Annotated in this window: 13 protein-coding genes and 3 pseudogenes; 8 read left to right on the forward strand and 8 right to left on the reverse strand. The window is 63.1% G+C overall.

Annotated features, from left to right (window positions below):
* Positions 1-11: 11 nt before the first annotated feature.
* From ACQ4MM_RS11895 to ACQ4MM_RS11905, 3 genes are all read right to left on the reverse strand, one after another.
* Entirely contained in the window at positions 12-554 is a 543-nt protein-coding gene (locus tag ACQ4MM_RS11895) for a phage tail protein (RefSeq protein WP_431477561.1), read from the reverse strand.
* A 20-nt stretch (positions 555-574) separates the two neighbouring features.
* Positions 575-1,084 carry a phage tail protein gene (locus tag ACQ4MM_RS11900; protein ID WP_431477562.1) on the reverse strand — a complete coding sequence of 170 codons (510 nt, stop codon included), beginning with the start codon at positions 1,082-1,084 and terminating at the stop codon, positions 575-577.
* Positions 1,085-1,150: 66 nt separating this feature from the next.
* A complete protein-coding gene (locus ACQ4MM_RS11905; RefSeq protein WP_431477563.1) occupies positions 1,151-1,771 on the reverse strand; it encodes a PEP-CTERM sorting domain-containing protein in 621 nt (206 codons plus the stop codon).
* 230 nt (positions 1,772-2,001) lie between these two features.
* Here ACQ4MM_RS11905 and ACQ4MM_RS11910 point away from each other — a divergent pair.
* Positions 2,002-4,034, forward strand: a pseudogene (locus ACQ4MM_RS11910) (bifunctional 2',3'-cyclic-nucleotide 2'-phosphodiesterase/3'-nucleotidase).
* Here ACQ4MM_RS11910 and ACQ4MM_RS11915 read toward each other — a convergent pair.
* The 3 genes and pseudogenes from ACQ4MM_RS11915 to ACQ4MM_RS11925 all read right to left on the reverse strand — a co-directional run bounded on the left by ACQ4MM_RS11915 (position 3,997) and on the right by ACQ4MM_RS11925 (position 5,446).
* On the reverse strand, positions 3,997-4,317 hold the full coding sequence (locus tag ACQ4MM_RS11915; protein WP_431477564.1) for a DUF2288 domain-containing protein: 321 nt from the start codon (positions 4,315-4,317) through the stop codon (positions 3,997-3,999). The pseudogene ACQ4MM_RS11910 and the gene ACQ4MM_RS11915 overlap by 38 nt on opposite strands.
* A gap of 9 nt (positions 4,318-4,326) precedes the next feature.
* The gene (locus ACQ4MM_RS11920; RefSeq protein WP_431477605.1) at positions 4,327-5,010 is read right to left on the reverse strand and encodes an RES family NAD+ phosphorylase; all 684 of its coding nucleotides are present in this window, start codon (positions 5,008-5,010) and stop codon (positions 4,327-4,329) included.
* Positions 5,010-5,446, reverse strand: a pseudogene (locus ACQ4MM_RS11925) (MbcA/ParS/Xre antitoxin family protein). The gene ACQ4MM_RS11920 and the pseudogene ACQ4MM_RS11925 overlap by 1 nt, the downstream one beginning before the upstream one ends.
* A 195-nt stretch (positions 5,447-5,641) precedes the next feature.
* Between ACQ4MM_RS11925 and ACQ4MM_RS11930 the strand changes: the two are divergent.
* The 4 genes and pseudogenes from ACQ4MM_RS11930 to ACQ4MM_RS11945 all read left to right on the forward strand — a co-directional run.
* Positions 5,642-5,773: pseudogene (locus ACQ4MM_RS11930) on the forward strand (type VI secretion system baseplate subunit TssF); the annotation flags it as partial.
* Positions 5,774-6,003: 230 nt separating this feature from the next.
* Positions 6,004-6,933 (forward strand): type VI secretion system baseplate subunit TssF, encoded by a 930-nt coding sequence (locus ACQ4MM_RS11935; protein WP_431477606.1) that lies wholly within the window; start codon positions 6,004-6,006, stop codon positions 6,931-6,933.
* Positions 6,897-7,712: a type VI secretion system baseplate subunit TssG gene (locus ACQ4MM_RS11940; RefSeq protein ID WP_431477565.1), complete on the forward strand. Its 816-nt coding sequence runs from the start codon at positions 6,897-6,899 to the stop codon at positions 7,710-7,712. The genes ACQ4MM_RS11935 and ACQ4MM_RS11940 overlap by 37 nt, the downstream gene beginning before the upstream one ends.
* A 32-nt stretch (positions 7,713-7,744) precedes the next feature.
* Positions 7,745-8,197: a YybH family protein gene (locus ACQ4MM_RS11945; RefSeq protein WP_431477566.1), complete on the forward strand. Its 453-nt coding sequence runs from the start codon at positions 7,745-7,747 to the stop codon at positions 8,195-8,197.
* Here ACQ4MM_RS11945 and recJ read toward each other — a convergent pair whose 3' ends face one another.
* Together recJ and ACQ4MM_RS11955 are read right to left on the reverse strand one after the other, a co-directional pair.
* Positions 8,198-9,892, reverse strand: a complete 1,695-nt coding sequence (gene recJ / locus ACQ4MM_RS11950) for a single-stranded-DNA-specific exonuclease RecJ (protein ID WP_431477567.1) — start codon at positions 9,890-9,892, stop codon at positions 8,198-8,200.
* Entirely contained in the window at positions 9,889-10,878 is a 990-nt protein-coding gene (locus tag ACQ4MM_RS11955; protein WP_431477568.1) for a hypothetical protein, read from the reverse strand. The genes recJ and ACQ4MM_RS11955 overlap by 4 nt, the downstream gene beginning before the upstream one ends.
* A gap of 65 nt (positions 10,879-10,943) precedes the next feature.
* On the opposite strand from ACQ4MM_RS11955, the gene ACQ4MM_RS11960 reads away from it, so the two are divergent.
* The 3 genes from ACQ4MM_RS11960 to lolD are packed head-to-tail and all read left to right on the forward strand — an operon-like array spanning position 10,944 to position 14,119.
* The gene (locus ACQ4MM_RS11960; RefSeq protein WP_431477569.1) at positions 10,944-12,194 is read left to right on the forward strand and encodes a lipoprotein-releasing ABC transporter permease subunit; all 1,251 of its coding nucleotides are present in this window, start codon (positions 10,944-10,946) and stop codon (positions 12,192-12,194) included.
* Entirely contained in the window at positions 12,187-13,449 is a 1,263-nt protein-coding gene (locus tag ACQ4MM_RS11965) for a lipoprotein-releasing ABC transporter permease subunit (RefSeq protein WP_431477570.1), read from the forward strand. Before ACQ4MM_RS11960 ends, ACQ4MM_RS11965 begins: the two co-directional genes overlap by 8 nt.
* On the forward strand, positions 13,442-14,119 hold the full coding sequence (lolD, locus tag ACQ4MM_RS11970; RefSeq protein WP_431477571.1) for a lipoprotein-releasing ABC transporter ATP-binding protein LolD: 678 nt from the start codon (positions 13,442-13,444) through the stop codon (positions 14,117-14,119). The genes ACQ4MM_RS11965 and lolD overlap by 8 nt, the downstream gene beginning before the upstream one ends.
* The last annotated feature ends 9 nt before the right edge of the window (positions 14,120-14,128 follow it).

The raw sequence follows: 14,128 nt of genomic DNA on the forward strand, positions 1-14,128 counted from the left end.
GGACTCCTCGACTAGCTCTGCGAAGGGAAGATGCCTTCAATGGCGATGATGAAGCTGAGCGCCAGGAAGGGAGCCATATTGTTGTGAGGCTGGTTGCCTCCTGCCGGCTGGATCGCCTGAGGCGACATGGCCACCGTGGCGGAACCGGCTGGTGCATAGAACTTGGGCTTGGAGGGCGCCGCCGGCACATAAGTCGCTGGCCCCGTCAGGTTGATGCCGGTGCCGGTGGCAGGCGGCAGCGCGGTGCTGGCGCTTGCGCTGTGATTGTGTGACGGGATCTGGTTGCTGGTCAGCGTCACGGTTTCGACGCCCGCTTGCTGGCCCATGACGTAGCTGTTGCTGGTTCCGGGCTGGGTGCCCTGGTGCAGCGGCACGCGTCCGCGCAGGTCGGGCAGGGCAAAGGTGGTTTGTCCATCGCCGCCATAGGTGGTGCCGATCAGGGCAAACAGGGCGGTGTTCTGTGCGATCGACAGCAGGCTGCCGTCGCAAAAAGCCCAACCGAGTGGCGGGAAGTTACCCGCGAACAGGCGAATCTCGCCGATGAAGTTGTTCATTGCGCCGGCTCCGGTCTGGTTCAGCTCTGCGAAGGGAAGATGCCCTGCAGCGCGATGATGAAGTTGATGGTCAGGTAGGGCTGCATATTCTCGTGTGGCTGGCTGCCGCCGGCATTGCCCACCGTGTTGGGCGCCAGCGTGGCCGTGCCGTCCTGCGGCGCGTAGTAGTTGAGCGCCCCGGCTTCCACATTGCCCAGGACACGACCGCTTGGGTCGGCCTGGTGGCTGATGGCCGTGGAGATGCCCAGGCTGTGGCTGTGTGCCGGCATCTCATTGGCGATCAACGTGTGACTGGCTTCGCCTGCCTGTTGTCCGAGGTTGAAGGCGGCATCCATGTGAACCGGCACCCGGCCGCGCAGGTCGGGCAGGGCGAAGGTGGTCTGGCCATTGCCGCCGTAGGTGGTGCCGAGGATGGAGAACAGCGCCTGGTTCTGGTTGATGGGCAGGATCTGGCCGTTGCACAGGGCCCAGCCCTTGGGTGCAAATTGAAATCCCGTCATCCGGATTTCTGCGAGATACGGTTCGGACATGCAGCCTCCTTGCAGGTGCAAGCGCCCCGGCCGGGGCGTTGCGGCCGTTTCAGTGGATGGAAAGGGTCAGGAGCGGGTGGTGCGGCGGCGGCTGAAACGTAGGGCCACCAGACCGCCAGCCAGCAATGCCAGCGTTGCGGGCTCAGGGAGGTCCGGATCGCCCGGATCGTTCGGGCCGCGCAGGAACTCAAGGCTGATGTTGTCGAGCTGGTTCCAATAGATGGGGTCGTTGTTGAAGTTGCCGAATTCAAGCAGCGTGCTTGCCGAGAGCGCGGTCACGATCAGGGTGTGGGTGCCCCAGTCACCGGTGAGGTCCGATTCGTTGAAGACGGTGGTGACGCCGAACTTGACCTGGGCCTGGTTATCCGGCGGGAATTGCGGGTCGGTGGTCCAGCGTTGCAGGTCGAACTTGAGCTGGTAGGTGGCGCCGGCAATCGTGCTGATTGTTTGGCGCAGGAAGCCGAGTTCGGTAGTATTCAGATCGCCGAACACGCGGTTGGTGCCATCGGCCAGCGGGGAGCCCGTTACGTCTACGTCGAAGGCCTGGCCGCCGCCACCCGGGCTGGCAAGCGTCCACATGCTGACGTCGAGATTCTCGAAATCTCCGTTTAACACCAGGTTGGGACCCGCTTGCGCAAGTGATGCTGTGAGGAGCAGGATCGAGGTCAGCGCGGCGCGGATTTTCATGATCTTTTCCTTTTGGCGGATGGCTGAAGGTTGAGATGGATCATACGTCCGGGTATTGACATTCAAACATTTATTTGCGTCAACGTGGCGCTTTTGCAAAGTTTCCATATAATTTTGCAAGTCGGTTTCCAGCGCACCAGAGTGCAATGTGCAATTCTTTGGATTGCAAGGGCGATATCAATGGCGCGTGGCAAATATTCATCAGTAAATTTCAATTCAAAAGATAGTTAATGCGCATCCTTTTCACCGTGCCGGCTGCTGCCTTGCTGGCCGCCTGCAGCAGCATTCCCGCCATGCCGCCGCAAGGCTCGCAGGCCACGTTCGCGATCCTTGAGACGACGGACTTGCACGCCAATGTCCGTAGCTACGACTATTACAAGCTGGCGCCGGATGCCTCGCTGGGGCTGGAGCGCACGGCGACCCTGATTCGCCAGGCGCGCAAGGAATTCCCGAATTCGCTGCTGCTCGATAACGGCGACACCATTCAGGGCACGGCCTTGGGTGACTACCAGGCGCTGGTGGCCCCCGTTGGTTGCGGCCAAGCTCTGGCTATCTACAAGGCCATGAATGCGTTGGGCTTTGAAGGTGGCTCGGTTGGCAACCATGAATTCAACTGGGGCCTGGATTTCCTGGGGCAGGTCAGCGCCAGCCGTTTTGGCACGGAAGGCGCGAACGTTCGCGCCCAGCCCTGTGCCGGCCCGGCTTTCCCGGTGGTGCTGGCGAATGTCGTCGACGCGCGCACCGGCCGCCCGCTGTTTGATCCGTATCGCATCATTGAGAAGCAGGTGAGCGCAACCGGGCCGGATGGCAAGCCGCTTGCGGCGACCGTCAAGGTGGGCATCATCGGTTTCACTACGCCCGCCATCATGGGTTGGGACAAGCGCTGGCTGGAGGGCCGCGTGCGCACCGAAGGCTGGCGCGAGACCGCGCAGCGTTACATTCCGGAGATGCGTGCCAAGGGTGCGGAAGTGATCGTGGCGATCTCGCACGCGGGGCTGGATGGCGCCGCGTACGCGCCTTCGATGGAGAACGGCAGCCTGTACCTGGCCCAGGTGCCGGGCATCGATGCGCTGCTGCTGGGGCATTCGCACGACGTGTTTCCGAACGCTGCCAGCAAGGCGGCCGGCTTCAACCTGCCAGGCGTCGACAAAGTGCAGGGACGCGTACATGGCGTGCCGACGGTGATGCCGGGCCTGTGGGGCAAGCACCTGGGCGTGATCCAGCTTGCATTGCGCCACGACGGCCAGCGCTGGATCGCCGATGCCGGCGCGGCGAAGGTGGAAACGCGCGGTATCCAGCGCGCCGACCGCAGCTTCGTTGAACCAGACCCGGAAGTGGCCGCGCTGGTAAAGGCCGAACACGAGGCGACCATCGCCTATGTCAAGACGCCGATTGGCGACACTGACTTCCGCATGTCGGCTTACTTTGCCAACGTCGGCGACGTGTCGGCGATCCAGGTCGTGAACCAGGCCCAGGCTGACTACGTGCGCCGCCATATCCAGGCCAATATGCCGCAATACGCGCAGTTGCCGGTGTTGTCGATGTCCGCGCCATTCAAGACCGGCGCTGCCGGCGTGGCTGACTACACCGACGTCGCTCCCGGCAAAATGGCCCTGAACAACGCCGCCGATCTTTACCTGTACCCGAACGACCTGCATGCCGTGAAGGTTGATGGCGCAACGCTGAAAGCCTGGCTGGAGAAGGCTGCCGGCCGCTTCAACACGATCGATCCAACGCGCAGTGAACCGCAGGAACTGGTGAATACCGGCTTCGCCGGCTTCAATTTCGATATGCTGACCGATCCGGACGTGCGTTACCGGATCGACGTAACGCAAGCGCCCGGCCAGCGTATCAAGGGCCTCTCATGGCGCGGCCAACCGGTACGGGCGGAGCAGGAATTCATCGTCGCAACCAATAACTTCCGCGCCAGCGGTGGCGGCGGCTTCCCGGGGCTGGACGGCAGCAAGACCATTTTCGCTTCGCCGGACAATAACCGCGCGGTGCTGATCGCCTACATCAAGTCGGTGCGGAACCTGACCCGCGCAGCCAATGGATCGGGCGTAGCTGGCGCTTTGCGTCGGCAAAGACGAAGGGGGCGGTGGTATTCCGTTCAGCACCGGGCAAGCTGGCGCTGGCGCGGGAAGCCGGACTGGCCGGCGTATCGGTGCTGAAGGAAGATGATGGAAGCGGAAAAGGCTACGCGTTGTACGCGATCGACCTTAGCCTCAGTGAGGCTTCCGCTTCTCCTGCTGGACGAGAATAAACGGGCTGACGACGCTGGCCCACAGGTGGGCGTCGCTGGCGATCCATTCCTGGCATTGCTGGTCGGAGACCTTGGCGACCTGGCCGGCCTCCATCCAGACTGAAATGCTGGACTTGTCGTCGTGGGCGATGCGCACGGCGACGTCCACCAGGTCCAGTTCATCAGCCACCCACACCACATTGCCCTGGGCGAAGTGCTTGAGCAATTCGCTCCATGGGATGCGTGCGGTTTCGCGGTTCACTTTGGCGCGGAGTTCCGCGTCTTTTTCTGGTTTCAGCTGCATTTTCAACTCTTAAATCGTGGGAATCTGCTCGACGATAGCCGCCGGCGAACCCCGCCATGTTAACCGATACGCCGGGCCTTTGCGAACATTGCCCACCAGCGCGGGACGGAAACAGGCCAGGTTGGTGCCGCCTTCGCGGCGCACGCTCGGATAAATGATGCCGGTCGAGCCTTCGGCCAGCAGGCTGCGCGCCAGGCGTTGCGAGGCGACGTAGCTGCCCGGGTCCACGCAGTCGGTGTATTCCGGCTGGGCGCAGATGTCGTGGAACTGGGCGCTGAAGTCCGAAAGCAGGGCCTGGTAGCTCACGCTGTCGTCGAAGCGGTCGATCTCGGCGTATTCCACGGTCTTGTGGAAGATGACTTCCGCCAGGGCAGTTTCATGTTCGAAGGCGCAGTACCAGGCGCCGCGCTGGCCATCGTTGAAACGGCTGCCTTGCGGGCGGGCGTAGGTGAACGCGGCATTGATGCTGCGGTAGTTGGGGACGTAATAGACCAGTTCTTCGATGCCGATGCCGATGGCGCCGCCATGTTCGGCGCGCAGGCGGGCATTGGTGGCGTTATCGAGTTCAAATAGCTGGTGCAGCTCGGCGTCGTTATCGGCGAGGGCGGCCAGCACGGAATCTTCTTTATAGACAAAGCGCGACGGGATCAGGCGCACGGTGTCGAATTGCGCAGCAGGCGGAGTGGCGGCAATTACAGGCCTCCGCGACGAGCGTCGAGCAATTGGCGCACGGTTTGCATGGCGAGCAGGCCGCCCGCTTCCATGTAGTCGAGCGGGGTGCGGCCACCAAAAATACTGTTGCGGTTGGCTAGGCTGATCCATTCGTCGGCCAGTTTGTCGCCATAGATGATGTGGAGGGACTTGTAGATGCCCAGCAGGTAGGAGATGCGCGTGATGCGGTCGACTTCAAGCACGCGGTCGGGGTGCTTTTTCCATTCGTAGAAGGCGCTGCTCGACAGTCCGCCCAACAGTTCGCGGGCGTCGTCGTCGCGCAGTTTCCAGGCGGCGACCAGTTTGAAAAAACCCTTGAGGGCTGCGTGCGACAGGCGTTCACGTTCCTCTTTGCGGCTCAGGTCCACCGGCTGGGGATGGTGTATTCGCTGTTGGGGTAGGCAAATGCGGGATTCATATATCCTCCGTTTATGGATTCTTTATACTCCATTTTCGCATCTATTTCAAGTTGAATGTGTTTGTGCGGAGTCAAAACGGGGAGAGCTGCCTGCTGCCAATATTGCACTAAATCATCGAACAGGGTCGCGCGATGGAGAAAATTCTTCCGGCGCTGGAGGGGCAATTGCGGCGCTTCAGGGCGAACGCCGCAGCGATGGCTGAGCGGCATCCGGGCCTCGCCATGCAGCTTGGCGCACAGGATGGGCCGCCGGACATCCACGTCGACCGCTTGGTGCAGGGCGTCGCCACCCTTCACGCGCGCACCGCATTGGCCCTGCAGCGCGCGCGCTGCCAGCAGGATGAGCATCTGCTTGAGCTGCATTTTCCCGAGCAGCTACGCCCGTTCCGGCGTGCCGGATCGGCCCTGAGCGGCAGGCTGCGGTCGTCGCCGCCCGTTATCGACCCGGCCCGCCGGCTTCGATTGAGCTCGAGGTCGATCTTGGCCCGGAGCCTGCCGACACCCTGGACATCTTCATCGACGGCGACGCTGCGTTCAGTGCCGCGCTTCGCAATGTCCTGCTTGCATGCTGGCCGTTCGCGCCGACTGGGCTGGACCCGGCAGAAGCGCTGCTTCCACGTGCGCCGGGCGCGCATGCCGGGCTGGCGCTGCTGCGCGAGTATTTCAGCTTTCCCGCGCGCTTCAATATCCTGCGCCTGGAGCTCTCCTCGTTTGCGCGCGGCGGCCGTGGCACGTTAAGGCTGCCAGTGCCCGCACTGCCCATTCTGGAAACGCTGCAAGCCGGCCACCTCCGTGCCGGCTGGACGGCACGCGCTTGCCTGCAGCGTGCCGCCGCGGCGCCGGTCAGAATCGACGGGCGCCAAAGCGAATACCTGGTCTCTGTTCCGCCCGAACTGGAAATCTTCAGCATCGACCGGGTTCACATAGGCGGGGCGGAAGACGTGGGGTGGGTTGCGCGCCGAGTCGAGCATTCCCCGCCCGGCCATGAATGGCGCATCGCATTCCACGGCGCGCGGGCCCGGCCGCCTGGCGCGGTTGCTTCGATAGACGTGACTTGCTGCGAACGCTATAAAGTGCTGGCCCGCCCCGCACGTGGCGCCGGTTGCCGCTGGCAGCTCAACTCCCTGCTGGCACTGGACCACCTGCCGCTTGACGCGTGCGCGCTGCGCGAGTTGATGGCAACCCAGGCCATCGATAACTCTCCCGCGAGCCACGCAATCATCAATTCAGTGCACGCCTTGAAGGCCCAAGCCGCGACCTTGCGCCCAGGCCGCGCCGCGCCGCTGATTGGTACCGAAATCCGGCTGCAGGTAGATGAAGCGGCATTCGCAGGCTGCGGCCTGCTGTTGTTTGGGCAGGTCATGGACCGATTCTTTGGCGAATGCGCACACATGAACACTTTTACCCGGCTGGTGCTGGCATCAGCCGTCACAGGCGAGGAGCTGATGCGATGCAAAGCGAGGAATGCCGGCACGCTGCTGGAGTGAGCGCAGCCGGCGCATACGGCTACGGATTCGACATCTTTCAGTTGGCAGGATTGCTTGGCGAGCCTGAATGGCGTAACGCCGTGTCGCTGGCGTTCCCTGCGAGCGATGTTGCGGCGGCCGATGGGAGCGTCGTGACGCCTGGCTGTATAGGACTGCTTGGCATGGCCGGTGCGCTGCCTTACTGCTACACCGATGCCGTCGCCCGCGCAGGCGGGGCCACCGCGCGCGCATTTGTCGACCTGTTGTCGGCGCCGGCAATCGATGCCTTTTGCACGGCGTGGCGCGAAGGACGACCCGAATACACGGCGTTACCTTCAGTTCCAGCCCAACGCGGCACTCTGAGAGCGAGGGCGCTTGGCGAGCAGTTTTCGCATGCCCTGGGCGTGCCGGTACGGATCGAGCAGTTTGCCGCTCGTTGGGAGAGGCTGCCGCAGGGGCAAACCACCATCCTCGGATGCGGAAATGCACGCTGCGGTGAGGGAGCGCTGCTGGGTGAGCGCGTGTGGCGGTCCGATAGCGCCGTGCGGGTCCATGTCGGGCCGCTGGGCCGGCAATTGGCCCAGGCATTCCTGCCTGGTGGGAGGGGTGCACAGGCCTTGTCGCAGTTATGGCGCTCGGCTGCTGGCGATAGCGGCATTCAGGCCGAAGCTCGCGTGCATTTCGGCCCTGGCGCGAGCGCAGGCGCAAAGCTGGGCGGCGGGCAGCGACTGGGGCACGATGCGCTGTTGTGCGCGCGGCCGGCCGGCGAAAGGGATGACTTGTGTTATCGCCTTTGCTAGTATTTGGCGACCAAACAAAGCGCGGAGACAAGATGAAAAAGATGATCCTGCTGGCGGCTATTGCTGCTACGACGGCGTGCACCAGCCTGCCTGTACCACCGAGTAATGCGGAATTGAAGCAGCAGGTGGCCGACACAGAGCGCGCCTTTGCCGCCACCATGGCCAAACGTGACCACCAGGCTTTCGTGACATTCCTGGCCGATGAGACGATCTTCTATAGCGGACCGAAAGCCTTGCGCGGCAAGGATACGGTTGCTGCGGAGTGGAAGGCCTTTTATGAAAAGCCGGAAGCGCCGTTCAGCTGGGAACCCGACCAGGTCGAGGTGCTTGATTCGGGCACGCTGGCGCATTCTTCCGGCCCGGTACGCGACCCGCAAGGGAAGATCACCGCCCGTTTCAATTCGGTCTGGCGCCTCGAGGCTCCGGGCAAATGGCGCATAGTGTTCGACAAGGGCGAACGCGTTTGCGACTGCAAGAAGCAGTAATCAGGCCGTTTCGGCGTGCTCCACCAGCAGTTGGACGCGGGTCACGCCGTTGTATTCGTTGGCATCCAGGCGGAAGGCCACGCGGGCTCGCTCCCCCAGCGCATCGGTATGGCCGAACCAGATCGCGTCGTAACGCACGCCTTTCTTCTCCAGCATCAGCTTGAGGTGGCGGTCTTTCAGGATACGCTGGCTTAGCACGCGGAATTCATCGCAGAACACCGGCGGCGCGAAGCCTTGTCCCCACACCTGGCCATCGAGCAGTTCGATGAACTGGGTCGTGTAGCAGCCGTCTTCCAACGGGCCGTCGGTCTCCACCACGCGTTCCAGTTGCGATTCGGTCAGCCAGGCCTGGCCGATTGCCTCGAAGGCGGCGCAGAAGTGCTCAAAGGCTTCGGCGCGCAGGCTAAGGCCTGCCGCCATGGCGTGACCGCCGAACTTGTCGATCACGCCGGGCGCGCGCTTGGACACCAGGTCCAGCGCATCGCGCAGGTGGAAGCCGGGGATCGAGCGGCCGGAGCCCTTGATCATGCCGTCGCCGGCTGGGGCAAAGGTGATGGTCGGGCGGTAGAAGCGCTCTTTCAGGCGCGAAGCCACGATGCCGATCACGCCCTGGTGCCAGCTGTCGTCGTAGACGCAGATCGTGGTGCTGTCCGCCGGCTGGAAATCGTCCAGGTGCAGCAGGGCGGCATCCTGCATCTCCGCCTCGATCTCGCGGCGTTTCAGGTTGATGTCGTTAAGCTGCTGTGCGAGTTCCCAGGCGCGTGTTTCATCGTCCGTCAGCAGGCATTCGATCCCGAGCGACATGTCTTCCAGCCGGCCGGCCGCGTTCAGGCGCGGGCCGAGGGCGAAACCGAGGTCGAAGGGAGAGGCGGTATGTGCCGCACGCCCGGAAACGCGGAACAGGGCAGCCACGCCAGGGTGCATGCGGCCGGCGCGCATGCGCTTCAGGCCTTGGGCGACGAGGATGCGGTTATTGCTGTCCAGCCGCACCACGTCGGCAACTGTGCCCAAAGCGACCAGGTCCAGCAGGGCGTCCAGCTTGGGCTGGGTCTGGGCGTCGAACACGCCGCGGCGGCGCATTTCGGCGCGCAGTGCCAGCAGCACGTAGAACACCACGCCGACGCCGGCCAGGTGCTTGGACGGGAAGCCACAGGCAGGCTGGTTGGGGTTTACGATGACACGGGCATCCGGCAGGCTGTCGCCGGGCAGGTGGTGGTCGGTGACCACGACGTCGATGCCGCGGCGCTTGGCTTCTTCCACGCCTTCGATGCTGGCGATGCCGTTGTCGACGGTGATGATGATGTCGGGCGACTTCTCACGTGCGGTCAGCTCGACGATCTCCGGCGTCAGGCCGTAGCCGTACTCGAAGCGGTTGGGAACGATGAAGTCCACGTTGGCGCCCATCGCGCGCAGGCCGCGAATTGCGGTGGCGCAGGCGGTGGCGCCGTCGCAGTCGTAGTCGGCCACGATGACCATGCGTTTGGCGGCGGCAATGGAATCGGCCAGGAATTCCGCGGCGCGGTCGATATGCAGCAGGCCGGAAGGCTGCATCAGGGCGGCCAGTTCGCTGGACAGTTCTGCCGGGTTGTTCAGGCCTCGCGCGGCAAACAGGCGGGCCAGCACGGGGTGGACGCCGCCCTGGCGCAGCAGTTCGGCTTCCTGCGACGGGCAGGGACGGATGGCGATACGGGTCATTGCGTGAGGTTCTTCAGGTTCTGTGCGCGCCAGAATTTGCGCAGGGCGGATTTACTGGTGCGGATTTCGGTCCAGCCATCGCGGCCGGTCAGGATCATTGTCAGTTTGGTCGTGCGGCCATCGCGCACGGACGCCAGCAAAGGGCCGAACCACTCGTGCTCCAGCTTCTGCATGGCGCCAATCCAGGCGCCCCAGTCGTTGCCGGCTCCGCTGGAGATCAAATGAGGCAGGACGAAGGTGCCGTTCTCTCCAGGAGCCGCCTTGAGGCCCGGTGTTCCCATGGCGGCCAGCCAGGAAGGGGCCGCGCCAGTGGCGACCGCGAGTGCTTGCGCCGGTGCGCCGGAGGCGGCGGACGAGCCGGCGCTGGCGCCACCCCACATCCAGAACGAATTCACGGGGGCCAGGCCGCGCTGCTGGCGGGCTTCGTTGACGGGATGCTCGTGCCACAGCATCTGGATCTCATTCTGCAGCTTCTTGAAGGCGAGGGCGGTCGGCCCGACGGGCATCCAGTCGGCCAGGTTGCTGCCCATGGCGGCGTCCGGCGAGGCGGCATCGAGGCCCTGCCAGCCATCCGCGCGCATGAACCAGGTTTCGGCATCGCCCCAAACCAGTTCGTCGAAAAATGGCTTGGCCAGCTCGAACAGCACGCGCGCGTCAGCCTCGTCCAGGCGCAGTCGGCGCGAATCCGCCAGGACCAGATGGTTGCGGGCAAGCTGGATGTGGACTGGATGGACGACGAACCAAAAACCTTCCGTCGGGGCCAGGCCAAAGCCGTGCATGACGGCCGCGGCGAGGGCTCCGCGCTCATTGGCCAGCCACGCTTCATGCGGCAATATGCGGCTTTCGTCGCCGATAAAGTGCTTTTTTAGAAAGTTATTGCGCGAGAGTAAAGTCGCAAGGGCGGGCGCCTGCAGGTGGCGGGAAAGTTCCGGTGCCAGTTCGGCGGGCGGCAATGCGAAGGGAAGAACGACGGTCGTGGAAGCCATGCGGCATTGTAGTGGAATCTCTTTATATGGCAAACTGCGGGCTTTACTGTGTCAATTTAATAAAAATGCCGTTTGAATGGCTGGTTGGCCTGCGCTACACGCGCGCAGGCAGGCGCAATGGGCGCAATAGTTTCATCTCCTTTATCTCCGCGATTTCGATGGCAGGCATCGCTCTTGGCGTTACCGCCTTGATCGTGGTGCTGTCCGTTTATAACGGCTTCCAGACGGTGGTGACCGAGCGCATGGTGTCGGTGCTGGGCCACGTGGAGGTCTACGAAGTTAGCGGGGCAGGCCTGGGCGATTGGCGCGCGGTCGCTGCCGACGCTTCCCGCAACCCGCAGGTGAAAGGCGCCGCACCGTTCGTCGAGATGCAGGGCATGCTGGTGCATGGCGGCGACTTCCTGCGTCCCTCCGTTGTCCGCGGGGTGCTCCCGGGCGAGGAGCCTAAGGTCTCCGATATCGGCAATCAGATGGAGGAGGGAACGCTGGATGTGCTGCAACCCGGCGCCTTCAATATCATTCTGGGTGTCGAACTGGCGCGCGAACTCGAAGTAAAAGTGGGCGACAAGGTAGCGCTGGCGCTGGCGCAAGGGAATTCCATGTCGAATATGGCGCCGACCATGCGTTCCTTCACGGTGTCGGGCACTTTCAAGGCAGGCCATAATGAATTCGACGCCGGGCTGGCGCTGGTGCACCTGAGCGATGCCCAGGAACTGATCAATGTAAGCGGCCCGTATGGACTGCGCCTGCGCCTGCACGATATGCAGAAGGCTCCGGCGGTAGCGGATGAACTGCGCACAGTCATGCCGGGCCGCCTGGTGATCCGCGACTGGACCAAACTCAACTCGGCCTGGTTTGCAGCGGTTAAATCGCAGAAAAACATGATGTTCATTATCCTGACCCTGATTATCGCGGTGGCGGCCTTCAACCTGGTGGCCACGCTGGTGATGACGGTCACCGACAAGCAGGCCGATATCGCCATCCTGCGCACATTGGGTGCCTCGCCGTTCTCGATCATGAAGATATTCGTGGTGCAGGGCGCCTTGGTTGGCGTGTTCGGCACGGTCATCGGTGTTGTCTGCGGAGTGCTGCTGGCGTTGAATGTCGGTACGATCGTGGGCGGCATCGAAACCCTGTTCGGCGTGAAATTCCTGTCCCAGCAAATCTATTTCATCAGCGCCGTGCCGTCCGACCTGCGCTGGGGCGACGTTGCTTCCATCGGCGGCACTTCCTTGCTGCTGGCACTTGTCTCAACCCTTTATCCAAGCTGGTGGGCCGCCCGCGTAAAACCTGCGGAGGCCCTGCGTTATGAGTAAAAACCTGCCATTCGAATGGATTGTCGGCTTGCGTTATACCCGTGCGGGCAAGCGCAATAGCCGGAATAGCTTCATTTCCTTCATCTCGCTGATTTCAGTCGGCGGCATTGCGCTGGGCGTGGGCGCCATGATCATCATCCTCTCGGTGATGAATGGCTTCCGCAAGGACGTTACCGGCCGCATGCTGTCGGTGCTGGCGCACGTCGAAGTGTTCGAGCGCGGCACCAGCTTGCCGAACTGGCAAGACTTGGCCAGGAAGCTGCAAACCAATCCCGAAGTGAAAGGCGCCGCACCGTTCGTGCAGGCCCAGGCCATGCTCTCGCACGGAGGAGAAGCACTGCGGCCGGCCGTGGTGCGCGGCGTCCTGCCAGAGGCGGAGCCGAACGTGTCCGACCTGGCGAAAACTACCCGTTACGGCAGTTTCAATGATTTGCAGGCGGGTGAATTCCGCATCGTGCTGGGGATCGACCTGGCACGCGCGCTGCAAGTCAACCTGGGCGACAAAGTGACCATGGTGCTGCCGCAAGGGACCGTAACTCCGGCCGGTATCGTGCCGCGCATGCGCAATTTCACCGTGGCGGGCGTGTTTGTCGCCGGGCACCAGGAGTTCGATGGCGGCATGGCGTTTATTCATATCGAGGATGCCCAGCGCCTGCTGCGGCTCGAAGGCCCTGCTGGCCTGCGTTTGCGCCTGGAGGACATGCACCGTGCCCCGCAAGTGGCTGAAGAGCTGCAAAAGCTGGTTCCGAAGGAAATGACTGTACGCGATTGGTCAAAACTCAATGCGACCTGGTTCGCAGCGGTGCAAACTGAGAAACGCATGATGTTCGTGGTGCTGGCGCTGATCGTGGCGGTAGCGGCTTTCAACCTCGTTTCGACCCTGGTCATGACCGTAACGGACAAGCAGGCCGATATCGCGATCCTGCGCACGATTGGCGCTTCGCCGCGTTCGATCCAGAAAATCTTCGTGATCCAGGGCGCGCTGGTAGGCCTGCTTGGCGCGGCGCTCGGCGTCGCCGGCGGCGTGGTCGTGTCGCTGAATATCGACGTCATCGTTCCATTTATTGAAAACCTCCTGGGAGTGCAGTTCTTGCCTAAAGATATTTACACAATCAGCTCCGTGCCATCGGACATGCATTGGTCCGATGTCGGCGTGATCGGCGTGGCGGCCGTGCTGCTGGCGTTTGCGGCGACCTTGTACCCGAGCCGCTGGGCGGCCAACGTCAAACCTGCGGAGGCACTGCGCTATGAGTAATGTGTTGAGTTGCCGCGACCTCGGCAAGACCTTCACCCAGGGCAATTACAAGGTCAAGGTACTGGAAAAGATCAACCTGTCGGTGGCGCGCGGCGAGCGCGTGGCGATCGTCGGCGCCTCCGGCTCCGGCAAATCGACGCTGCTGCACCTGCTGGGCGGCCTGGATACGCCGTCCGATGGCAATGTGGTCCTGAAAGGCAGCGATTTCGCTTCGATGAGCGAGACAGCGCGCGGAGACCTGCGCAATCGTGAACTTGGCTTCGTCTACCAGTTCCACCACCTGCTGCCGGAATTCTCGGCCCTGGACAATGTGGCGATGCCGCTGCTGATCCGCCGCACCAAGCGCGCCGAAGCGGAGCAGCAGGCGCGCGACATGCTGGCGCGCGTTGGCCTTGAGCAGCGCGTGACCCACGTGCCGGGCGAACTGTCCGGTGGCGAACGCCAGCGCGTAGCCCTGGCGCGGGCGCTGGTGACGCAGCCGGCTTGCGTGCTGGCAGATGAACCGACCGGCAACCTGGATCACGCGACCGCCGAAAAAGTGTTCGACCTGATGCTTGAGCTGTCGCGCACCCTGGGCACGGCCTTCATCATCGTGACCCACGATGCCGGCTTGGCTGAGCGTTGCGACCGCATGCTGCGCCTGACCGACGAAGGCTTGAAACCTGCCTGAGGCCCGCAC

Origin of the sequence: Massilia eburnea (assembly GCF_050709955.1) — a bacterium.
GTDB classification, from domain to species: domain Bacteria; phylum Pseudomonadota; class Gammaproteobacteria; order Burkholderiales; family Burkholderiaceae_D; genus Rugamonas; species Rugamonas eburnea_A.